The organism is Chromatiaceae bacterium, assembly GCA_024235395.1.
GTDB lineage: Bacteria > Pseudomonadota > Gammaproteobacteria > Chromatiales > Chromatiaceae > Thiosocius.
The window spans coordinates 1,140,092-1,161,849 of sequence record JACKMK010000001.1; the positions used below are offsets into that span (position 1 = coordinate 1,140,092).

The following is a 21,758-nucleotide window of genomic DNA, read 5'->3' on the forward strand; positions in this document are numbered from 1 at the left end:
AATGCCGTCGACCGCGGTCGCACTATGCCGACGCCCACCGGATCAATCGGCCGCCTGCCTGATCTTCAGCGCCACCCCACTCAATGCCCGCTTCAGGTCGTCCGCCTTGTTGTCGGTCGGCAACATCCTGACGAGGAAATCGAACTGGTCAGCCGCTGAATCGTGTTCTCGGGCGCTGCCGATGCGCCGCATCACGTCGAGGTAGACCGTCGCCAGTCTGGCGGCCACCGCGGTATTGGTGATGGCCTCTTTGTCGCGCCCGTCGTAACAGGCCCACAAGGCGTCGATGCGCTGTGCCTCGGCATCGGCGAGCGCATTGAAGAAGTCGCGGCTCTCGACAAGCTTGCGCTGGGCATCCGCCCGACCCGCCTGCAGCAGATCCGGCAACTGGCCGGCGCGCGCGTCGAACGTCTTGCGATCGTTCCATGCCGCGGCCAGGAAATCGCCGTCCAGCGCATTGAACAAGGGATAGTAGTGCCACTCGCCGGTGCGTTGGCGCGCGTACTCCGCGGCGTCCCAGTACGCCTCCCGCATATGTCCCAGGTGACCTTTGACACGACCGCGATTGCCGCGCGCGCGCTCAGCGCGCGCCCGCCGTTTCCAATACGAACCGAGCAGCGAGTAACGCTCGACGGTCGGCGCGATCGCGATCAACTGTTTCAGACGTTCGTACGCCGTTTTCAGGTACTCGCTGCCGAGCGCGTATCTGCCGGTCGCGGTGTCCTCCAGCAGTCGCGCACCGTAGCGGGTCTCCTGGTTCGCCAGCTGCTCCAGCGCCTTCAGGCTGAAGGCGGCATCCTCCATGCCGAGCGCGGCACGGTAATGGTTGATCGCACGCTCCATCTCGCCCAGTTCCGCCCACGCCGCCGCGAGCTTTTCGCGCACGCCGGCGTTCTGGAACACCGATACGCGCGCGAGCTGTTCGATCTTTTCGATCTGCCTGTAGTAGTAGCCGTGCTTCTCCTTGTCCGTGGCACCCTGCAGGCGCGCGGCATACATGTCGAGATCGGCGATCAGCCGGCTGGCATTGACGTACTCGTCCGCTTGCTCTTCGCTCCAGGCGGTGTCGGCAAAGCGGTAGAGTTCGTCACCGTACGCCTGGTAGGCGCCCCAGGTGTTGCTCTGCCGATAACGCCGGAAGGTGGCATCGCGCGCCCGCCGCACGGCTTCGCCAAACCGCTGGCCGTCGAGCATCGCCTCGTAGAAGACTTCCGCGAACAGATTCGCGGCGTTGTCGTCGACTGCCCAGCCGGCCGCGATCACCGCCTTGCAGCCCATCTCGATGAACTGCGTCGCCAGATTGGCGGCCAGCCGTCCCCAGCGCGGCTGGGCGTCGTCCTTGGTGCTGCCGAGATAGCAGCAGTTGATGAACACGAACTCCGGGACATGCCTGAGCTTGCTCACCTGCGCCGGCGTCAGGTAGGTGTGCGGACCCAGTACCATCCCGGTGAGACCGTTCTCACCCTCGCGGACCACGCCGTGACCGGCCAGGTGCATGATGCGGTAGCGGCCGTTGAACAGGCCGTCGAACACCAGCTGCGGGCTGGCACGCAACAGCAGGTTGACCGTCTGGTAATCCTTGTGCCGGAAGGCCGCCGCGACGATCTCCGCCTCCTTCTGCGCACCCTTGAGTTCGACCATCCCGGACTGCGTATCGCCGACGATGAAGATGCTCGCCTCGGTGACCGTCGGCACCCGGCCGCGACCATGTGCCGATGCCAGCTGGCGCACCAGCTCGACGCGCGTCGACAGGGGGCCGTCGTCCGAGGGATCGCTGTCGCGCATCAGCTCCCAGGGATAAGACGCGGCCTTCGCGTCGACCGACATCATCAGGGAACGCACCTGGGCCACCGCCTCTTTCATGCCGTTCGGCACCAGGAGTTCGAACAGGGCCCGCGACAGGCCCGGCTGATCGCGGGTGGCACCCGTGATCGAGTCGATCAGGCCGTCCACCGCCTGGCGCTGGTCCGGCTCGATCGCCACCTCGTTGCGCGCCCGGTCGGTGATGACGGTGAAACGCAGGCTGCCGTTTTCGTCGACCACCAGCACCCGATAGGCGCCCGATGGCGCGGCACTCGACGTACAACGTCCCCGGTAACCGCCGGCCGCGATATGCAGGCGCCCGTCGGTCTGTGCGACATGCTCGAACTGCGCGTCGCGCAGGAGCTCACGGAAGCTCTCGACCACGGCGACCGCACGGTCTTCCGCCTCCTCGTAGACCCTGAGCCGGCCGATGCGCACCCGCGAGTCGATGCGGCGCAGCGCCTCGTTCGCGAGCCGCAGCGCATCCAGCAGGCAACGGCTGCCGACCTCGATCGTCAGACCGGTGAAGCCGGTGCCGACAAGCAATGCACACACCACGAGGCGCGTCGAACCGGGCTCGCCCGAGGATTGGCACTGCTCCTGATTGCGCGCGAACTCCAGCAGGCCGTTGGTCAGCGCCCGTGTCAACATCCCCGGCAGCAGGTCGCCGAGGGTTCCCAGACCCACGACGATCGCGCCGCTCGGTTTGCCGCCGGGCTCCGGATTCATGAAGACCATCGCGTCGCCGGGTTCCGACGGGTAGCGCCCGAGATCGAAGGTACGCTGCAACTGCCCACCGAGATGGGCGTCCAGGACCTTGGCGCTGCCGCGCAGGCTGTCGTTGGCATAGGCACCGATCAGCACCGGCGCCTCGGCGCTCGCCAGGCTGCCATGGAAGACCTCGAGCATCGCCAACGGCTCCCTGGCCACAACCGGCCGCAGGCTCGGTCGCGTCCCGCCGACGGCCGCGGCGAGCACCTCGTCGACGCTCGGATACAGCGCGTGTGCATCCAGGCCGCGCGCCTGGAACACCGGGACGCTGTCGCCGCGCGACACCGGCGGTGTACGCGTCAGCGCGCCCTGGCGGGTATCGCCGGTGTTCAGCAGGTCGAGGTACGCCTGGAAGGCCGGCTCGTGGTTGGCCAGGTCGCCGTGTGACGCATCGACATACCAGACCGGCACCCCGGCCGGGATCCCGGTCTTCCATGGCACCCGCCCGTCGCCTTCGTTGATGGTGCCGATCTCGACCCGCCCATCGACCACGCGGACCGCGTTCGGCGTCGGCGCGTGTCCGGCGACGTAGAGCGTGCACTCCGGATCGAGTGCAGCGGCCTGCAACGTGCCGATCGCCTTGCGCGCATCTCCCAGCGGGTCCTTCTGCGGCGGCAGCCAGCTGCTGTCTCGCTTCGGATCCCCGTCCTGCTCATACCAGGCCTTCCACAGCCCCGCGTCGAAATAATCGACACCATCGCCGGCCCTGCCGTCCTCGCCCGGCCACGGCAGGAGTTCCAGCACGCCCGGAAAGTCGCGCACGATCTCCAGGAACTCGCGCATGTTGTGCTTCCAGTCGAACCAGCGCTCGATCAGCTGCACGAAGTCGTCGCGCGCCATCAGCACCGCCGCGATCGAATGCGAACCCCGGTTCGGCGTGCCGAGCTGCAGCAGGCGGCTGCCCGGTATCGCCTTGAAGCGATCCCACTGGTCCTGCAGCGCCAGCCGCGCGACCAGGCCACCCATCGAGTGCGCGACGATGCGCAGCGGCTGGCGGCGCGACTCGGCTTCGTCCATCGCATCGGCGAGCACCTTGCCAAACTTGCGTGCGGCATCGGTGATCGACAGGCGCCAGTCGTAGGCAAAGGGCCGCACCTCGTGGGTATCGGCGAGGAACCGCGCGAGGTCTTCGTAGCTGCGATCCATCCAGCCGTCGGCCGACACCTCGCCGCCCGCACCGATGCGCAGTCGCTCCATCTCGCCCGACCACATGCTGATCGGCTCGAACCAGATGCGGTTGCGGCCGAGCTGGATGTGGCTGCCCATGATGCCGGGCAGGATGCACACGATCGGCGCGTCCTTCTTGGGCTTGGGCTTCCTGCCACCGCGGCTGATCGCGGCACGCGAGGGCCCCTGCAGGAGTTCGAAGGGGCTGTCGTCGCCGTGCAGTGCCCCGAGCAATGGCAGGGCGCTCTCGTCGTTCTCGAAATAACTGAAATGGGTCACCTGCGGGCCGCTGGTCGGCTTCAGGTAGATGCCCTGGACACGCGCCGCACCGCCGCTCATGGACGGTGTGTTCACCACGAGGTCGGTCTGACCGCCGTAGAAGACCTCGGTCAGACAGTCACCGAGCCACGCCAGCAGGCCATCGCCCTGGTAGTCCCCGGCCACCACATGTACCGGATTCAGTACATTGACGTCCGGCGCGTTGAGCAGGCCGACCAGCGGCGAATCGGGCATCATCGCCTCGATGCCCGGCAGGATGCGCGCGTCGGTACGCTGACCGACGACCGCGAGCAGGAACTGCTTCAACAGGCCGTAACCCTTGGCGACCGGTACCATGCCAGGGATGATGTTGCCGGCGGCATCGAAGCCCCTGCCCAGCAGGTTCAGCATGACGCTCGCCCAGCGGTCGAGCCGGCCGGAAGCCAGTGTCGTGCCGCGCGCCGGACAGGCGACCCGCACGAAACGTTCGACGACGATCTTGCGTGAGCGCAACGCCTGGTTGAGTTCGCGCAGGCGCCTGGCGTCCGCTTCGAAGGCAGAGCTGTCCCTGCGGGCCCGCCCGGCGTGTTGTACGAAGCGCTCGACCTCGTCGTCGGTGAAGGGCTCCAGGTCGACGCGATTGGCGCGTGCCAGCAACTCACCGATCATGCCGCCACGCGAATGGCTGACCAGGTGTACACGTGCGCCGACCGGCAGTCTCTCGACCAGCGCGAGGGCGTTGGCGATCGGACTCTCGGTCAGGCTGCGGTGCTCGAACGCGTAGATGCGCGCGCCATAGCCCTTCACGAGACTGCCGAGGTAGTCCGGATTGGCCCAGAGGTCCCTGAAACTTCCCTCGGTGGACGATGCCGTGCCATGGATGAAGATCAACGCGGCCTCGTCCGACTTCGGCAGTGCATCGACCCGGGTCAGGCGAAACCCATCCGTGGCGCACCGGTACAGGCCATCACGATCGTCGAGCTGTGCATCCTGGAAGGCACCCGCGGCAATCAGTGCGGTCATCGCCGCGGGGCCACGGCGGAAGATCTTCAGACCCTTCAGGACCCAGGCACCGAGACCGTCGCGCGAGACGCCTTGAGGGAGGCGCGTACCGGAAAAACGCAGCACCTGGCCAATCTCGAGCGCCTCGCCGACGTCGCCACCGCGATCGACGGGTTCACCCAGGTAACGTCCGGCATCGGCCGCGGCGACCAGGATGCGGTTGCCGTTGGCCAGCTCGAGTTCCAGCACCGCGTCCGGCTCGATGGCATCGAGCTTGACCCGCTCCGCCTCGCCCCGTGCCAGTCCATCGATCTCGTAGACGGTGGCGTTCCAGTCACCCAGCGCCTCCGTGCCTCGTTGCACACCGTCAATGAGCACCTTGATGCTGTCGTCGTCTTTGCTCATGTCCCTCTCCCCATGGCGTATGCAGCAGCGGAATAGATCAGGGTCGGTCGCTCGGGTCGAGCGTCAAACCGATTGCGCGACGCCTCTCGCGGGCACAGTGCGCCGCGTCGGTCGCCGGGGTATCGATGTGACGGGCGCAGCGATCGGCCGATTGCATGACAGGATGAAAACGACATCGCGATCCCTGCGTGAGGGCCTACCTGTCCCTTGGTGCGACGCGCCGGCATGCCGATTTACGAACGCCCGCACCCGACAAGATCGAGTATAGGCAACAACCGTTCTAGCGTTTTGCGTCGAGGTTGTGTCGCAATGCCAGCAGTGCACGCAGCAGCAGCGCCTGCGTCCACAACAGCGGGGTCGCGTCGCTGGTCTCGTGGCGGCCGTCTTGCAGATGGTACAACTCGGGGCAGCGCAACGCCGGGATCGCGGACGTCGCAGCGGTGAGGTGACCGAGCGAACGGTTCAGGTGGAATGTCTGACGTTCGAGGTCCGCGATCGCGCCGGTGCGCCGATACCGCGTGCCGGCGATCAGCGACAGGACCGGATCGAACAGGCACCACTCGGCCTCCTCGCCAGGGCCCGCCAGGGCGTTGCGTGTCGCCAGGTCCCTGCTCCAGTCGCGTGTGCGCTGGTCCCGCGCCAGCTTGCTCCGGTAGTCGGTGCACCAGAACGAATCACCGGGATACCGCCGTACGCCGATGTCACCTGACAGGTGTTCGAGCACATCCTCCACGATCCTGTCCGCCATTGCGTCGTCGACCACGTCGAGCGGATGGATCAGGAACAGCAGTGCGGCATCGTAGCGACGATGCTTGTCCGGGTCGGGCTGCACGCACTCGGCCGGCAGAATGCCACCGAGCGCGTCGCTGCCCTGAGCAATCAGCTGTTCGATGAGATCGGCCCCCAGCGCGGCGCTGTGTCGCGCCGGTATGGCCTGTGCCGCCGCATCGCCGATCAGCGCCAGCAACGCTCTCAGTCCGGCCACCACGGTACCGATGCTCGATGCCGAGACCTTCGGCGTCTCCTCCCAGTGGCCGCTGTCCTCATCCTGCCAGTACGCAATGGCGCGGAGGTAGGGCGGGAACAGCGCCAGCACATCCCAGTCGATGGACCGCCCCGCCGCCATTCGCTCCCGCGCCAGACGCGCATACAGCCACAGGAAATACCCCAGGGCATCGTTCTGTGCATTCGGCCAGTCCTGGTCGGGCACCAGGGTCTCCGGACGAAAGCGGATCGCCGGGCGCATGCCGTGCTCAGCGGGATCCGACTCGCCGTCGCTGATCGCCACGAACCGTCCCGCCTGCCCGCGAAAAAACCTCGCCAGCGCATCGACTGTGGCATATGCCTGCTCGACCAGGCCGCAGGCATGCAGTGCAGCGGCGATGTGCACATTGTCGCGCACCCAGACGCGTCCATAACCGGTATGGCGAGACCCCTCCGTCACCGGCGATGCGGGATAGAGGCCATTCGGGAACGCGGGAAAATCGAAGGTCCCGTGGCTACGCAGCCACGCGACCAGGCGGTCGATGTCCGCGGCCGAGTAGCACGTCCTGATGAAGCCGCGCACCTCCTCGTTGAGCACCATCAGCATGGGGCGTCGTGCCCTCCGTCGGGCAAGGCCGTGCACAGGCGCATCGCCGAGATCTCCAGCTCGCCGGCGCCGGCACCGGGTCGGCTGCCCCCGGGCGTTCCGACCTCGATCACGACCGCCGAGATCACCGTGAACCTGGGTTTGTCCGCCGCGTAGTGGTAGTTGCCGTCCGACTCGAACAGCTCCCAGTCTCCGCGCAGGTCCAGCGCGATGCGCGTCCACGCATCGGAAACCGGAATCCTGAACACCTGACGCATGTCCCTGTTCCCGTAGGTCCATTGGGTCGCCTGCCCGTCGATCAGACGAAACGCCACGCCAAGTGCCGGCTCACGCCCGTCGTTGCCTCCGCCGGAAAGCGGTGCACGCAGGTCGATCTCCAGGAATCGCTGCCGGCGCGCCACCGCGATGGCACGGAAACCGAGCGGACGGATCGTCACGTCACCCGGCACGCTGCCCTTGTGATTCGTGAAGCGCACCCGGATCACCTGTCGGTCGTCGCCGCGGCTCAACGTCGCCCGGATGCTGTTGTCGAACGCCGGGTCGGCCCACAGGCGCATCACGTTCGTGATATCGACGGGCAAGGCATCGCCTTCCAGCGCGACGGGTTTGGCGTCCTGGCCGAGAAAGGTGTGCAACCGGACGTCCGGATCGCGGCGCGCCTTCATCCGCTCGTGGAGTCGCTGCATCGACCGCGGCAGCAGCGGTGGCGCCTTGGTGACCCGTGAGAGCTTCTTCTCGAGCCGCTTCATTGTGTCGACGACGAGTGCGAAATCCGCTTCGGGCTTGGCGACCCCGAGCGTGTCCGAGAGCGAGGCATACAGGCTTTCGAACCCCTCTGGCCGGTTGGCCACGACGCCATGCAGCAGGTTGAAGGGCGTCGGCAGTTTCTTCGGGATCATCCCGGAATGACAGAAGGGAACCACGGGGATCCTGCGAACCCAGCCACCCCCTGCCTCGAACTGGACCCAGGGCCGGCTCACCGACGCGGGGCTGCACACGACGATCACCGCCACCGCATCGCGCAATGCCTTCTCCACCGCGTTCAGCCAGATCTCACCCGCCTTGATAGAGACCAGGTCGGATGACACGAACACTTTGACCGCCTGCCCGAAATCCGCTTGCAGCCGGTCCTGCAATGCGAGTGCGATCTCGCGCTCGGCACCGGTGTGGCTGATGAAGACCTTTCGTTGCCGTTCGTCCATGTCGAGCACTCCTGCCTGTCTGCGTCATCCGCCCACTGCGTGAGCGGCCCGCCGGAGCGCGCCGGCGTCGGGCCGTTCACTCGTCAACAACATTAGCCAATCGCGGCCCTGTTGGCGGGTTTTACTTGGCTATCGCTCGACTCCCGACCCAGGGCGGCACGGCAAATGCCCGGGACTCGTCCGCACCACCCGGTTCCATGAAATCGTGGATTGACTCATCGGTGAAGTAACGCCAGAACCGTTCCGCGACGATCGGATCGCGGATCTCGAACGCGCCTGCCGCCTGCCGTTGTTCGAAGAAGCGCCGGTAGGCGTCCAACGGCTCGGGGCCGAGCTGCTGATAGATGATGCGCCCACCGTAGCTTTCGTACAGTGCCTTGTTGATCTTCCATTGACGGATGATCGAACGCGCCATCTGACGACGCATCACGTCGAGCGCCGCGGCGTCTTCGGCGGTCAAGCCGGTGTCGGCCGTCAGTCCCTCTGCGGCCATGCCATGGCGCAGATTGTCGACAAAGGCATCGATCTCCGCCGGCTCGGCTGCTATGCCCTGTTCCGCGGCATACTGATCGAACAGGCGCGTGATGATGGCGGCCTGCACCTCTTCGACATCCGTGGTGTGGACCGCTTCACCCAACACCGTGGCCACCGCTGGCGCGTCGTCGACGGGTTCGAACTCGATGATGGCGCCATCGGCCATGGTGGCGAGGAACAGATGCCCGTCCCTGCGCACGTAACTGCGCACCCATTCGAACTGGGCGAGGTATTTTTCAGACAGCGATCCGGGCGGGCACATGGCACGGGTCGCCGCGACGGGGCCGAACCGCAGCTGTCCGGACGCCTCCGAATGCCAGGACCCCTGCCCGCGATTGCAGTCGGCCTTCATCCTTGCGGTGCCGTCCGGCTCGAAGGCGAGCGTGTACCGTGCCCGGTCGTCCGCGGCATAGACAGCGTCGTCCATCGACTGGATCCGGACCAGCTGCCACGCGGTGCCCGCCAGCTCGGAGGCGACTGCCGCTGCGGCCCACAGGGTCGCGATTGCCAGGACGGAAAAGCATCGCAGGCGATTCATCGTGTAGGCCCTTCTCAATCGCGATACGCGGGAAGACCACTATAGAACACTCGGTTCGGCAGTCTCAGCGATTCGGGTACCCGCGCCGACCAAGACAGGGGCGACAGACGAACCTGCGATTCAACCCGTCGTTCGCTTAAGATCCGGGAGTTCGCGTCGATGTTTTCGAAACGGGACTCAACGGCGTTGAAAGCAAAGGGATCAACAGTCTCGAATTGAGGAAGCAGTGAATACCACGAAGATTGTTCTTGCAGCGGCGTGCTGCCTGATGGCGGCACAGGGTCACGCAAACCCCTATCCCAACGCCGGTTCGCTCTACCGTGACGTGCACGACGATGCGATGCGCCGCCTGCCGCCACAGCGGCAGGCCGAGCCCGAGATCAGTGCGCCCGAGTCGGCCCCGGTGGTGGGGGGCCTCGACGAGCTCCAGGTGTCGCACTTCGTCGTCTACGGCAACCACGAGCTGGCACCCGAGACGCTGACGCAGATCCTGGAACCATTCTCGCACCGCACGCTGAGCGCCAGCGATCTCACCCTTGCGGCAACCACGCTGCGAGCGGCCTATCGTGAACGCGGCCTGTTCGCTGCGGAAGTCTATGTGCCGCCGCAGGCGATCGTCGATGGCGTCGTCACGCTGCACGTCTACGAAGGGGTCCTGGAACAGCACGGGGTATTCCTCACCAACAACGGCGAGCACGTCCACGACGGGACGGTGAACGCCATCCTGCAATCGAACCTGGCCACCGGCGCAGTGATGCGCAGCGACGAGTTCGAGCGCACCCTGCTGCTGATCGACGACCTGCCGGGCGTAACCGGGCAAGGCCTGCTCTATCCCGGTAGCGAACCCGGCGAGGCGCGGTTCCTGGTACAGATCGACGACACCCCGCTGGTCACCGGCAACGTCGACGTCGACAACTTCGGCAACTATTACACCGGCAAGACGCGCGTCGGTACCACGCTGTACGTCAACAGCCCCGCAAGGATCGGCGACCAGCTGACCCTGCGTGCCGTGACCAGCGGTGCGGATTATCACTACCTTTTCCTCGACTACAGTGTCCCGATCGGTGGCAGCGGCCTTCGCCTCGGCGGCAATGTGGATTACCTCGATTACGAGCTCGGAAAGGAGTTCCGCGACACGGGCAGCGGCGACGCGACCTCGCTGCGACTGTTCGCGAGCTACCCCTTCGTGCGTGCACGCCACCACAACCTGACGGGCCGGCTGGAATATGCCCACCTGGACGTCGAGGACGATCACGACAACTCGGCGCTGCGCGCGGAACGGCGAATCGACACGATCACGGCCGGCATCCGTGGCGACTACGATGACAACCTGTTCGGCAACGGGATCAACTATTTCGTCGCCAGCGTGACGGCGGGTTCGCTGGACATCCTGGGTAGCCAGGCCTATGTCGATTTCGACGACGCGAACGTCGGCGCGCAGGGCGGTTTCACCCTGGCCAATCTCGACCTCTCGCGCCTGCAATACCTCGGCGGTGACTGGTCTGCGTTCGCCAGCCTGGCCGGCCAGTTCTCCAGCGGCAACCTCGACGCGGCGCAGAAGTTCTACATCGGAGGTCCCTTCAGCGTGCCGGGCTACCCGACAGGCGAAGCCGGCGGCGACAGCGGCTTCCGTCTCTACGCCGACATCCGCCGCGATTTCCGCCAGATGCCCTGGGGCGGCGACTTTCAGTTGTCGCTGTTCTACGCGACCGGCCAGGTGCGGCTGAACGAAGACCCCTGGGAAGGCTGGCAGGGCGGCAACCCGATCATCGAGAACGAGATCCACCTCTCGTCCTGGGGATTGGCGGCCAGCCAGACCTGGGAAGAGGGTGTCGTGCTGCGGGCATCCATCGGACGCCAGATCGGGAGCAACGACGGCCGCAACCCGGTGACCGGCGACGACAGCGACGGTTCCGACAGTGACGTCCGCGCCTGGTTCCAGGCCATCTACTATTTCTAGGAGTCCATGATGCGCGCAATATCCAGCCTCGTGGCCGTCTGTTCGCTCTTTGCCGGTACCGCCTGGTCCGCGGCGAATTGCCTGCACTCTAATTCGTGGCAGTGCAGCGGAACAGTCTCATGGTCGGGACAGAGCTCGCAGACCGGTGGGGGTATCGCGACCACGGGTCAGTCGCCCGGGCCCGCTACGACAAAGCCGCCGCTCGGCGGCGGCGGCACGTCCGGTACACACCCCGTCATCATCGCGCCACCGCTGCCGCCGGAGCCGAAGGTGCCGCAGCCGATGCCGGTCGTCGAGCCGCCGAAGCTGCCGAACAAGACACCCTACCTGGTGCCGCCTCAGCCGGTGGTCAAGGTCCCGCAGCCGATGCCGGTCGTCGAGCCGCCGAAGCTGCCCAACAAGACACCCTACCTGGTGCCGCCTCAGCCGGTGGTCAAGGTGCCGCAGCCGATGCCGGTCGTCGCGCCGCCGAAGCTGCCGAACAAGACACCCTACCTGGTGCCACCTCAACCGGTGGTCCAGGTGCCGCAGCCGATGCCGGTCGTCGAGCCGCCCAAGCTGCCCAACAAGACCCCCTACCTGGTGCCACCTCAACCGGTGGTCCAGGTGCCGCAGCCGATGCCGGTCGTCGCGCCGCCGAAGCTGCCCAACAAGACCCCCTACCTGGTGCCGCCTCAGCCGGTGGTCCAGGTGCCGCAGCCGATGCCGGTCGTCGCGCCGCCGAAGCTGCCGAACAAGACACCCTACCTGGTGCCGCCTCAACCGGTGGTCCAGGTGCCGCAGCCGATGCCGGTCGTCGCACCACCGAAGCTGCCGAACCAGACTCCACCGCTCAAGCCCCTGGTCCTCACACGGCCACCGGTGGCGCACCCACACCCCGACCTGGTGCACAACCCGGGCGGATCATCGTCGGTGCCGAAAGGACCGGCCAAAGTCCCGCAAGGACCGATCGGCGGTACGGGTGTCGTAACGTTGCCGCACCTGCCCGGGACCGGTCGGCAGCCAGGACCACAGGTCGTCGCCACGACCGGTGTACCGACCCCGGTGATTACCGGGCCCAAGGGTCCAGAGGGTGCGACGCATCACCTGTACCCTGTGCTCGATCCGGGCCACGCGGTGCCGCCCGGCCTGCACGGCCACTACTGGACACGCGAGGTCATCGAGCCCGGCATCCAGAACGAGCGCGTCACGCTGTATCGCAGCAACGATGTGCGCGAGGCGCAGTACAAGGACGTGATCCCGATGGACAAGGCGGGTTTCCACCTGTCGGTCATCGGCACCCGCAGACCGAACTACTTCGAGGCGCCTTGATGCGCAGGGTCTGACATCGACGCCGTCGCGCGGGAATCCACCACCGCCGCGGCGCCGATGCCGGCATTGCCGATCTCGCGCTTCGGCGTCGCACCGGGCCGGGTCGTACATCTGTCGCGGGGCGGGGTTGACGGGTAGCCGGCACGCGATGGCTCGTGCCAACGGCAACGATGAACAACCGTCACCACGTCAACGGTAGCGATTGCCTGGATCCCCCGGCCTGATGAGGCCGAAGCTCGCAGCTGAGCGACCTGTCGTCATCCCCCCTCGATCGCGGCGAGCGGGACCTCGTAGATCTCCTTGTCGTCGATCGTCACGGTCCAGGTATCGCCTTCCAGTTTCGCCTCCGCCTTGCGGTTGGTGGCGTTGACATAGCCGGTCATGAAATTGATCGTGAACTGTTCGCCGGCCGGGTTCTGTACCACGATCGAGGCCTGCCGGTCCTCCATGCGCAGGATGCCGGCCGGGCACTGGCCGAAACCGGCATCCGCGACACCGCGACAGCGCAGCAGGGTCGTGGCATCGTAATCCCTGGTACTGAACGGCGCGGTCGGGTTATCGCCCGTGTCCGGCTCCAGGCCCGCCGTGCTCCAGTACACGAACACGCTCTCGTCCGGAAACCGGAAGATCAACCCCTGATCGCCAAGGCCGCTCTGGCGATACACGGTGCGGCCCTGCTGGTCACGGAAATTACCGACCGCATCCCCCGTGGGGCTCAGGTCGTGGGTCACGCCATCCTCACGGGTGATGGTCACATAACCCTGGCGCTGCGCGAAGGTGCAAGGGATCATCTTGTCCGTATGATCCGATCCCTTCGGATAGACATCGCAACGGGCCTGCGTCGAGTCGGCTGCCGCCGAACCCATCCATACCACGGCGACAACGACCATCCAGCATCCAACCGTCTTCATGCCCGTTTACCTCCGCAGGTGATGCACTCTTTTTATTTTCGCACGTTCGCGAGCGCCTTGGCCTGCACAGACCCTGAACCTCGCATACGTCAACCGACACGCGGCGACCATCGATACCGTTGCGTTCTCAAGTCAAAGGCTTTCCGGTTCGTGCGCGGCCAACCGCCAGACCGTGCACAAGTTCCGCATACCGTGTTGTCGTGATATTTGCCGACCAGGAAAGCACCGGCAAAACCCGGATCGATGCGACCAAATTGCGCCTGCTGACACCGATCAACGATGCCCCGGTTTGCAGGGTTCGCCAGGTCTCGACAGCCGTATGCTGGAAATGACGGAGCATCGTCGATTCGCAAAGGGAGGTGTGTCATGAGATCGACGCGAAGACACATGATCGTGAACCTGCCGGCCGCCGTACTGGCAGCATTGAGCGCGATGGCCAGCGTTCCCGCCTCTGCCATCGAGTCCGAGATCCAGGACGTGGTCATAACCCTGCAGCAAGATCCTTTCGAAAATCTGGAAGCGTCGTGCGTGGCGATCCAGATCGGGATGTCACAGCTGGCGATGGGCTCGAACGTGACGCTCTTTCCGACCTTGGCGGGCGTGGGCGTGGTCAACAACGAAGTGTTGGAGACCCTGTACCCCGACGACGACGCGGGACGCCCGGGTAAGACCCAGGGACATGCGTACGGCCATCGAAACACCAAATGGGCGGAACCCGAACACTGTGTCGTCGGCAAGCCGGATGGGAGCATCGTCATGATGCCATTGCGGGACCTGCTGGACGGTTTCGTGAATGCGGGCGGTCAGATCCTGGTTTGCCCGCTGTGCTGGTATTCCCGTTATCCGGAGACCATGGAGCATCCAGAGCTACTGTCCGAACTGCTCTACGAGCCGGCCGTGATGGGTGGTCCATCCACCATTCCGTTCCTGTTCAATGACGCGAACAAGGTCATCGACTATTGATGGTGAACGACGAAGGGGTACCGCATCCAGCGTGGCGCCCCTTCGGTTCCACGGTCAGATATCCGAGGATGGAGAGTCCCCGACGTGATCGTGAAACCGGCGGGGCGCCGGCGCGCTGCCGTGAGGGAAGCGTCGTTGTCCACGGACGGCGCGTGGATGCCGCCGGGATCCCGAACGCCCACACTAGCGCCTATGCAGTTTCTCGAAATAGGTCACGCGCCCGTTGTCTTCCACATTGCACACGTAATTGCCGTCGTCGTAGTCCAGGATGATCTCCCAGGCACCCGCCTTCAGCGGCGTGGAACTGACCACTTTCCCATAGCGGTCGTCAACGGCATTGCAGGCCCGCACTGCAGAGGAAGGAGGCCCACTCCGCTCATGCGCACCACCACCCTGCAGCTCGAACTTTGCGCGGCAACCGCCATCCACCCAGATCGAATGCTTGGACAGACCCCAGTTCTCACCCTCGACGCACTTGGTCTTGCTCAGTTGCTTGACGACCCGCACGTCACCGCGGGTGTCCATGGCACATTCCTTACGCCGCTCATTCTCGGATTCGCAGGTCACGCCTGTCGGGAGATCTCTGTATGCATCGTCACCTCCGCCCACGTAGCCTGACGACTTGTGGCCGCCGTCGGAATGTTGACCGCTCGATTCGAACTCTGCACGACAACCGTCACTCACCCAGACGGAGTGCTTGAAAAGCCCCCAGTTCTTGCCCTCGACACACTTGGTCTTGCTCAGCTGCTTGACGATTCGCACCTCGCCCCGTGTATCCATCTCGCATTCCTTTTGTCGCTCGTTCTCCGATTCACAGGTCACCTTGTCTGCCAACACAGACGAAGGCGCCAGCAATGCCAGTACAAATACGCCAGAAAAGTACTTCGCCATCATCTCGTAGTCCCCCGCTCGTGCTTGTTTGAATCCCTGATTGCAGTCGGTTTACTCGAGCCAGCTTGTCGTCGTGGACCAGTGATGTATCCGCTCGGCCAGCCAACCTTCGGCCTTGTGGAAGGCCAGCCAGGTGTTGAGGTAATTCAGGAAGTCGGGGTCTCCCTTGCGCACGCCCATCGCGGTGAAGGTGGCCGACAGCGGCTGTGCCAACGGCAACGTCAAGGTGTCGGGCGCCAGTCGAACCACGAGCTGCGGTGCAAAGGTCGGCACCAGGGCGGCATGCGCCCTGCCCTCCAGCACCGGGGTCATCTGCAGGTCGTCACCCTCGACCCGGACCAGCGTCGCCTGCGGGAAATGCGTCTTCACGAGTCGCTCCTGCACCGAACCGGCATACGCGGCGATCCTGACGTCCGGCCGGTTGAAATCCTGCTCGGTGGTCATGCCGGCCGCGAGCTTGCTGTTTGCGACCAGATGGACGCCTTCGGTCGCCGTGGCCTCCGAGTAATTCACCAACAGCGCCCTTCCCGGCGTGGCCCACAGGCCCGCGACGATCACGTCGAAGCGGCGGTCGAGCAGGTCGGGAATGATCTGTGACCACGAGGTCGGCACGAACTCCAGGTCCACCCCGAGATCGTCGGCCAACTGGCGCGCCAGATCGACGCTGTAGCCGATCAGCTCCCCGTTCGCGTCGTGCATCACCATCGGATCCGACAGGGCGACGCCCACCAGCAGGGTGCCGCGCTTGCGGATCGTCGCCAGGGTATCGACGCTCGGGCCACGGTAAACGGGCTCGATGTCCACCATCGGCGGCCGCGCGGGAATGGCCTCCGGATCGAAGAATCCGCTGTCCGGCGGCATCGCCGGCGCGGACTCCTCGGCCGCGCTGACCGTCAAAGATGAAAGGATCGCAGCGCACAGCGCAGCAAAGATTAGGTTGCATACACGTTTGATGATCATGTGTCTCTCCGAGGCCGCTGCCGGTCAATAACCCGCGCCGGAGCGACGGAACATCACACGGTGCCTGGAATCGGATTCGTCGGTTGCGAGAAACCCGTTGCCGGAGCGCTCGATCGTGAAGCGGTGCCGCCCTGTTTCAAGACGACGGCCGTCCAGGTTCCCCGAGAACCTGATCCGGTCTGCGTATCCCGTCACCGACCCGCCCGGATGAATCGTCAGCTCGAGGTCTTTGCGCTCGACATCGTCGTAGCCTTCGAACTTGCCGATTGCCCAGGACGCGACATCGTCCTGGCTGTGATCGGAACCGGACGCGAGCGCCGCAATGATCGCGACACCGGCGATGGCCGCGCCAGCCGCGAGTGCCTTTTTGCCGTCATCATCGTCGTGCCGGTCCCGGTCGCGGCGATGGCTGTCGTGACGGTCGTCGTACCGGTAGTCATCTCCGCCAACCACAAACTCGGCATCGCAACCACGGTCGACCCAGACGCCGTGACGGTCGAAACCCCAGTTGTCGCCCTTGCGGCAACGCGTCTTCGAATGCTGTTCGACCAGGCGTACATGGTTGTGCGTCTTGGCCCTGCAGTACTGGTAGTGAAAATCCCGGCTCTTGCATCGGATCGTCTGATCAGCGACTGCCGCGCCACACGGCAACAACGCGGCCGCGATCAGAAAGATCCAAGTGCGTCTATGGTCAATCAATTGCATATTGCCTCCGAGCTATGCGTGCACCTGACTGCTCAGCCCTACAAGATTGAATGCGCCCTCGAACCGGCCATCCAGAACGGGACACCGCCGAGGCGCGGCACAATTCCCGCAACGTATCCGATCACCCAAACGCCGAAGTCGTTATCGCTGGACGCTGCGACCTGAACCTTGATCAGGACCTCTGCGCACATCAAGGTCCCGCTGCGCTCGACCGCCTTCCGCAAATGCTCACTGCGGATGGAACGCGCGAGTGGACCTGGCCGAATGCCTTGCGCACCTGCTATTGGTCGCCTTTGATGCCGGCCCACCTCCAGTCCACGACCCATCTTCGTAAACAGTTAGCGTAGCAGCAATGCACCGGCATTCCTCGATGCTGCTCGATGTACCCGGGTCGGTGATGCCAAGCACGCTCGTTTGCCGCCAACGGACGTGACGCGACTACCCGGGCTCTGTTGAATCCAGGCCCGTGCTGACCTCGGCAGGCATCGCCTTCGAGTACACGGGGACCCGCTTTGGAAGGTTACCGCGATACCGAAACGCCGAGAGCCCGATCGTCTGACAACAAAAAAGGCTCACGATCGCTCGTAAGCCTTTGATTGGGTGGTGGGTCGTGCAGGATTCGAACCTGCGACCAATTGATTAAAAGTCAACTGCTCTACCGACTGAGCTAACGACCCATAAACTGGTTTTAGCTGGCGAGTCGCCAGGAAAGAGGGCGCATTATACAGGACGTGCGGACCCGCTCAAGCCCGCCGCGTCGCTGGCAACGCAGATGCGGAGTGACGCCGCGCCCGAGCCCATCGGCAGGACCTGTATCAGGCCCGGTATCGGGTCGGATCGGGCACCCCGGCATCGTGGAATCCCGCCGCGCGCAGCCGGCACGAGTCGCACACGCCGCAGGCCACGCCGTCGGCGTCCGCCTGGTAGCACGACACGGTCAGCGCGTAGTCGACCCCGAGTCCGCTGCCGGTACGGATGATCTCGGCCTTGCTCATCTCGATCAGTGGTGCATGCACCTTGAACACGCTGCCCTCGACACCGGCCTTGGTCGCGAGGTTCGCGAGGCGTTCGAACGCCTCGATGAACGCCGGGCGACAGTCCGGATAACCCGAGTAGTCGACCGCGTTCACGCCGACGAACAGGTCGGTGGAACCGAGCACCTCTGCCCAGCCCAGCGCGAGCGCCAGAAACACCGTGTTGCGCGCCGGGACATAGGTGACCGGGATGCCGCTGCCCGGCTGTTCGGGCACCGCGATCGCGCGGTCGGTGAGCGCCGATCCGCCGATCGCATCGAGCGACAGCGGCAGTACCTTGTGTTCAACCGCATCCAGCGCCGCGGCGACGCGCGTGGCGGCGTTCAGCTCGGCATGGTGGCGCTGGCCATAGTCGAGGCTCAGCGCATGACAGGCGAAGCCCTGTTCGCGCGCGATCGCCAGCACGGTCGCGGAATCGAGTCCGCCGGACAGCAGCACGACGGCCCTGCGCGTCGGCGTCGTCATCGGCCCGGCTCGTTGCCCCACAGCAACTTGTGCAGCTGCAGCTGGAAGCGCACATCGAGGCGGTCGCGCAGTATCCATTCGGCAAGATCGGTCGGCGCGATGACGCCGAACACCGGCGAGAACAGCACGCTGCAGCGTGCCGGCAGGTCCCAGCGTTCGAGCTGCTCGCGGCTCCAGGCATAGTCGTCGGCATCGGCGATCACGAACTTCACCTGGTCGGTCGGCTTGAGCAGCTCGATATTCGCATAGCGGTTGCGCGCGCATTCGCCCGAGGCGGGCGTCTTCAGATCCATCACCACGACGACGCGCGGATCGACCGCGGCGATATCCAGCGCACCGCTGGTCTCGAGCGAGACGTGATAGCCGACATCGCACAGTGCGCTCAGCAATGACAGGCACTCGGGCTGGGCGAGCGGCTCGCCGCCAGTGACCGTGACGTGCCGGGCCTGGAAGCTCGCGACCTGTTCGAGGATCGCGTCCAGCTCCCACCACTCGCCGCCCTTGAACGCATAGCTGGTGTCGCAATAGCCACAGCGCAACGGGCAACCGGTCAGGCGCACGAATACGGTCCGCCAGCCGACGCTGGCGGCCTCGCCCTGCAACGAATGGAAGATTTCGGTGATGCGCAGTCGCGCCATCGGAATGCAGGCCCGCCGATCGGGCCTGTTACCTGCCGAGCTGGTCGAGCTGCTGCCGCGCGAGCCCGGCGGCCGATGCGTTCGGGTAGTCGCTCACCACCCGCTCGTAGCTTGCACGGGCCGCCGCCTTGTCGCCGGAGGCCTGTTGCAGACGCCCGATCTTGTACAGGGCACCGGCCATCTTGTTGCTGTCCGCCGGTCCGCTGAGCACCGCCTGGAAGGCCGCGAGCGCCTCGGGATTCTGCTGCGAGACGTAGAAGGCCTCGCCGAGCCAGTACTGTGCGTTCGGCGCGAGCTCGTCGTTCGGGTAATTCTTCAGGAACGCCTGAAAGGCCTTCGCGGCCTCGTCATAGCGACGCTGTTGCGGATCGAGCAGCGCCAGCGCCGCCTCGTACTCGGCCTTGACCTGCTTACGATCGACATTCGCCGAGGACACCGGCGACCCGGTTGGCGCGGCATCCGCCGGCGGCGGGGTCGCCGCCGCCGCGGGAGCCGCGTCCGGCGCGGCGCCACCGGGCTGCAGTGCGCTCAACCGCTGATCGATGTCCAGGTAGATGTCGCGCTGTTTGCGCTTGAGCTGCTCGATCTCGTAGTCGAGGCGCTCGATCTCACCACGCAGCTTGCGGTTCTCGGCCTGCACCTGGTCGAGTTGCAGCGTGAGATCGGTGACCCGGCTGACGCGGCGCTCCAGCAGGTCGAGGCGCTCGACGACAGGATCGGCTGCCGCCGCACATATCGGCAGCAGCAGCGCGGACACCCACAGGCTGGCGCGCAGGTACTTCATGCGCTGCGCATCGCGTCAGTAGACGAGTACGCCACGACGGTTCTCGCTCCACGACACGTCGTCGTGTCCGAGTGCCGCAGGCCGCTCTTCGCCGTAGCTGATGGTGTTGATCTGCGCGGCAGACACACCCTCGGCCTCGAGGAAGTTGCGGATCGCGTTCGCGCGCCGCTCACCCAGGCCGATGTTGTATTCGCGCGAGCCGCGCTCATCGCCGTGCCCCTCGATCAGCACGTTGGTGCCACGGTTGCCGTTCAGGTACTCGGCATGTGCGCGCAGCACATCGATGAAGTCGCTGCGGATCGAACTCTGATCGAAATCGAAGTAGATGGTCTTGGTGTACAGCGGGCTGTTCGGATTGTCGAGTGGGTTGCCGGTCCAGGCACCACCCTGCATCGCACCGGAGGTCTGTGCACCGCCGGCATGGTCTTCGACCGATGCGCCGGGGTCATCTTTGGTGCCTGTGCTGGAACAGCCGGCGAACAGCAAAGCCGCGCCGACGATGGCCAACCAGGCCGAAAACGTGGACTTCATCTAGCGATTCCTCTCAGTTTGAACGTAGGGTGACCAGACAGGTTCGCGCACATCACCCTCTTGCAGGCGAAGGCGCTGCTGCACGCGCCCATCGGTGGAGACAGCGGCGAGCACGCCCTTGCTGCCGACGCGCGTCGCGTAAATTAGCATGGCGCCATTGGGCGCGAAACTGGGCGACTCATCAAGTCGACCAGTGCTCAGAACGCGAAAATCGCGTGTTGCGGGATCCAGCGTCGCGATCCGGTACTGGCCGTCGACGCGCGTGACCATGCCGATCAGGCGCCCGTTCGGCGCATACGAGGCGCGCGCGTTGTATCCGCCCTCGAAGGTCACCCGGCTCGCCTCGCCACCACCGGCCGACACGCGGTACACCTGCGGCGCGCCGCCGCGGTCGGAGGTGAACAACAGCGTCTTGCCGTCCGGCGACCAGGCCGGTTCGGTGTCGATCGCCGGATGCCGGGTGATCGCGCGCAGGCTGCGCCGCGCGATATCCATCACGAAGATGTCCGGGTTGCCGTCCTTGGACAGGGTCAGCGCCAGGTAACGGCCGTCCGGCGACCAGGCCGGCGCACCGTTGATACCCTTGAACGAGGTCAGTTTCTCGCGCTGACCGGTGAACACCTCCTGCACCCAGATCGACGGCTGGGCATTCTCGAACGATACATAGGCGAGGCGCCGTCCGTCCGGCGACCAGGCCGGCGACATGATCGGTTCCTGCGACGACACGATGGTCTGCGGCCCGTAGCCATCGGCATCCGCGATGCGCAGCTCGACGCGCTCCTTGGCGTCCTTGCCGCTGCCGCTGCGCACCGAGGTCACGTAGGCGATGCGTGTCGCGAAGGCGCCGGGCTGGCCGGTCAGGGTCTCGTAGATGATGTCGGCGATATGGTGCGCGGTCGCGCGCAGGTCGCGCGCCGTGGTCGGAATGCTGTAGCCGGTTATCTGCTCGCCGCGGAACACGTCGTACAGGTAGAAGCGCACCAGGTAGCCGCCCGGACCGTTCGGGCTGACATCGCCGATCACCAGGTTGTCGACATTGAGCGCGCGCCAGTCGCGGAAATCGACCTCTTCGCCGCGCGACGGTCGCGCCAGCATTTCCTTGGTCGGCAGCGGCTTGAAACGCCCGCTGCGGCCCAGGTCCGCGGCGACCACCTCGCCAACCTCGTGCGGCGGTGGCGTGCCGGCGTTACCGCGCCAGGCAAACGGCACCACCGCGATAGGCAGCGCACCCTCCGCGCCCTGGGTGATCTCGATAGTCAGAGGCGCGGCCAGCGCCGGCAGCGCGGCGGCGATCGACAACAACAAGACAAACAATCTCTTCATGACAACCACGG

General features: G+C 65.4%; 16 protein-coding genes and 1 tRNA gene. 3 read left to right on the plus strand and 14 right to left on the minus strand.

The genetic code is table 11. The annotated features are described in order from the left end of the window. Positions 1 to 42 precede the first annotated feature (42 nt). The 4 genes from H6955_05370 to H6955_05385 all read right to left on the minus strand — a co-directional run bounded on the left by H6955_05370 (position 43) and on the right by H6955_05385 (position 9,271). Positions 43 to 5,406, minus strand: coding sequence for a CHAT domain-containing protein (locus tag H6955_05370; protein MCP5312963.1), 5,364 nt, complete (start codon positions 5,404 to 5,406; stop codon positions 43 to 45). Between the two features lie 280 nt (positions 5,407 to 5,686). Then, positions 5,687 to 6,997 (minus strand): phosphorylase kinase, encoded by a 1,311-nt coding sequence (locus tag H6955_05375; protein ID MCP5312964.1) that lies wholly within the window; start codon positions 6,995 to 6,997, stop codon positions 5,687 to 5,689. Continuing rightward, positions 6,991 to 8,199: a toll/interleukin-1 receptor domain-containing protein gene (locus H6955_05380; protein MCP5312965.1), complete on the minus strand. Its 1,209-nt coding sequence runs from the start codon at positions 8,197 to 8,199 to the stop codon at positions 6,991 to 6,993. Before H6955_05380 ends, H6955_05375 begins: the two co-directional genes overlap by 7 nt. 121 nt (positions 8,200 to 8,320) lie before the next feature. Continuing rightward, positions 8,321 to 9,271 (minus strand): META domain-containing protein, encoded by a 951-nt coding sequence (locus H6955_05385; protein ID MCP5312966.1) that lies wholly within the window; start codon positions 9,269 to 9,271, stop codon positions 8,321 to 8,323. 226 nt (positions 9,272 to 9,497) lie between these two features. Here H6955_05385 and H6955_05390 point away from each other — a divergent pair, with 226 nt between their 5' ends. Then, the gene (locus H6955_05390; GenBank protein MCP5312967.1) at positions 9,498 to 11,231 is read left to right on the plus strand and encodes a ShlB/FhaC/HecB family hemolysin secretion/activation protein; all 1,734 of its coding nucleotides are present in this window, start codon (positions 9,498 to 9,500) and stop codon (positions 11,229 to 11,231) included. Positions 11,232 to 11,501: 270 nt separating this feature from the next. Next, positions 11,502 to 12,542 carry a hypothetical protein gene (locus H6955_05395; GenBank protein MCP5312968.1) on the plus strand — a complete coding sequence of 347 codons (1,041 nt, stop codon included), beginning with the start codon at positions 11,502 to 11,504 and terminating at the stop codon, positions 12,540 to 12,542. 257 nt (positions 12,543 to 12,799) lie between these two features. On the opposite strand, the gene H6955_05400 is transcribed toward H6955_05395, so the two are convergent. Beyond that, the gene (locus H6955_05400) at positions 12,800 to 13,432 is read right to left on the minus strand and encodes a hypothetical protein (protein MCP5312969.1); all 633 of its coding nucleotides are present in this window, start codon (positions 13,430 to 13,432) and stop codon (positions 12,800 to 12,802) included. 387 nt (positions 13,433 to 13,819) lie between these two features. Here H6955_05400 and H6955_05405 point away from each other — a divergent pair, with 387 nt between their 5' ends. Next, complete coding sequence (locus tag H6955_05405; GenBank protein ID MCP5312970.1) at positions 13,820 to 14,416, plus strand: hypothetical protein; 597 nt, start codon at positions 13,820 to 13,822, stop codon at positions 14,414 to 14,416. A 183-nt stretch (positions 14,417 to 14,599) separates the two neighbouring features. On the opposite strand, the gene H6955_05410 is transcribed toward H6955_05405, so the two are convergent. The 9 genes from H6955_05410 to tolB form a co-directional block, all read right to left on the minus strand. Beyond that, positions 14,600 to 15,310 carry a DUF3011 domain-containing protein gene (locus tag H6955_05410; GenBank protein MCP5312971.1) on the minus strand — a complete coding sequence of 237 codons (711 nt, stop codon included), beginning with the start codon at positions 15,308 to 15,310 and terminating at the stop codon, positions 14,600 to 14,602. A gap of 48 nt (positions 15,311 to 15,358) precedes the next feature. Beyond that, a complete protein-coding gene (locus tag H6955_05415) occupies positions 15,359 to 16,267 on the minus strand; it encodes a transporter substrate-binding domain-containing protein (GenBank protein ID MCP5312972.1) in 909 nt (302 codons plus the stop codon). 24 nt (positions 16,268 to 16,291) lie between these two features. Beyond that, a complete protein-coding gene (locus tag H6955_05420; GenBank protein ID MCP5312973.1) occupies positions 16,292 to 16,972 on the minus strand; it encodes a DUF3011 domain-containing protein in 681 nt (226 codons plus the stop codon). A 601-nt stretch (positions 16,973 to 17,573) separates the two neighbouring features. Next, positions 17,574 to 17,649, minus strand: a tRNA-Lys gene (locus H6955_05425). A 138-nt stretch (positions 17,650 to 17,787) separates the two neighbouring features. Then, positions 17,788 to 18,471 (minus strand): 7-cyano-7-deazaguanine synthase QueC, encoded by a 684-nt coding sequence (queC, locus tag H6955_05430; GenBank protein MCP5312974.1) that lies wholly within the window; start codon positions 18,469 to 18,471, stop codon positions 17,788 to 17,790. After that, on the minus strand, positions 18,468 to 19,109 hold the full coding sequence (gene queE / locus H6955_05435; protein ID MCP5312975.1) for a 7-carboxy-7-deazaguanine synthase QueE: 642 nt from the start codon (positions 19,107 to 19,109) through the stop codon (positions 18,468 to 18,470). Before queE ends, queC begins: the two co-directional genes overlap by 4 nt. 28 nt (positions 19,110 to 19,137) lie before the next feature. Next, positions 19,138 to 19,893 (minus strand): tol-pal system protein YbgF, encoded by a 756-nt coding sequence (gene ybgF, locus H6955_05440; protein ID MCP5312976.1) that lies wholly within the window; start codon positions 19,891 to 19,893, stop codon positions 19,138 to 19,140. A gap of 15 nt (positions 19,894 to 19,908) precedes the next feature. Further along, positions 19,909 to 20,424 carry a peptidoglycan-associated lipoprotein Pal gene (pal, locus tag H6955_05445; protein ID MCP5312977.1) on the minus strand — a complete coding sequence of 172 codons (516 nt, stop codon included), beginning with the start codon at positions 20,422 to 20,424 and terminating at the stop codon, positions 19,909 to 19,911. Continuing rightward, positions 20,425 to 21,747, minus strand: a complete 1,323-nt coding sequence (tolB, locus tag H6955_05450) for a Tol-Pal system beta propeller repeat protein TolB (protein MCP5312978.1) — start codon at positions 21,745 to 21,747, stop codon at positions 20,425 to 20,427. It lies immediately after the preceding gene. Between the last annotated feature and the right edge of the window lie 11 nt (positions 21,748 to 21,758).

Coding starts and splice junctions, on each gene's coding strand:
- H6955_05370 (MCP5312963.1), bottom strand. CDS start 5,406: ATGAGCAAAGACGACGACAGCATCAAGGTGCTCATTGACGGTGTGCAA.
- queE (MCP5312975.1), bottom strand. CDS start 19,109: ATGGCGCGACTGCGCATCACCGAAATCTTCCATTCGTTGCAGGGCGAG.
- ybgF (MCP5312976.1), bottom strand. CDS start 19,893: ATGAAGTACCTGCGCGCCAGCCTGTGGGTGTCCGCGCTGCTGCTGCCG.
- pal (MCP5312977.1), bottom strand. CDS start 20,424: ATGAAGTCCACGTTTTCGGCCTGGTTGGCCATCGTCGGCGCGGCTTTG.
- H6955_05400 (MCP5312969.1), bottom strand. CDS start 13,432: ATGGTCGTTGTCGCCGTGGTATGGATGGGTTCGGCGGCAGCCGACTCG.
- H6955_05375 (MCP5312964.1), bottom strand. CDS start 6,997: ATGCTGATGGTGCTCAACGAGGAGGTGCGCGGCTTCATCAGGACGTGC.
- queC (MCP5312974.1), bottom strand. CDS start 18,471: ATGACGACGCCGACGCGCAGGGCCGTCGTGCTGCTGTCCGGCGGACTC.
- H6955_05405 (MCP5312970.1), top strand. CDS start 13,820: ATGAGATCGACGCGAAGACACATGATCGTGAACCTGCCGGCCGCCGTA.
- H6955_05410 (MCP5312971.1), bottom strand. CDS start 15,310: ATGATGGCGAAGTACTTTTCTGGCGTATTTGTACTGGCATTGCTGGCG.
- H6955_05415 (MCP5312972.1), bottom strand. CDS start 16,267: ATGATCATCAAACGTGTATGCAACCTAATCTTTGCTGCGCTGTGCGCT.
- H6955_05380 (MCP5312965.1), bottom strand. CDS start 8,199: ATGGACGAACGGCAACGAAAGGTCTTCATCAGCCACACCGGTGCCGAG.
- tolB (MCP5312978.1), bottom strand. CDS start 21,747: ATGAAGAGATTGTTTGTCTTGTTGTTGTCGATCGCCGCCGCGCTGCCG.
- H6955_05385 (MCP5312966.1), bottom strand. CDS start 9,271: ATGAATCGCCTGCGATGCTTTTCCGTCCTGGCAATCGCGACCCTGTGG.
- H6955_05420 (MCP5312973.1), bottom strand. CDS start 16,972: ATGCAATTGATTGACCATAGACGCACTTGGATCTTTCTGATCGCGGCC.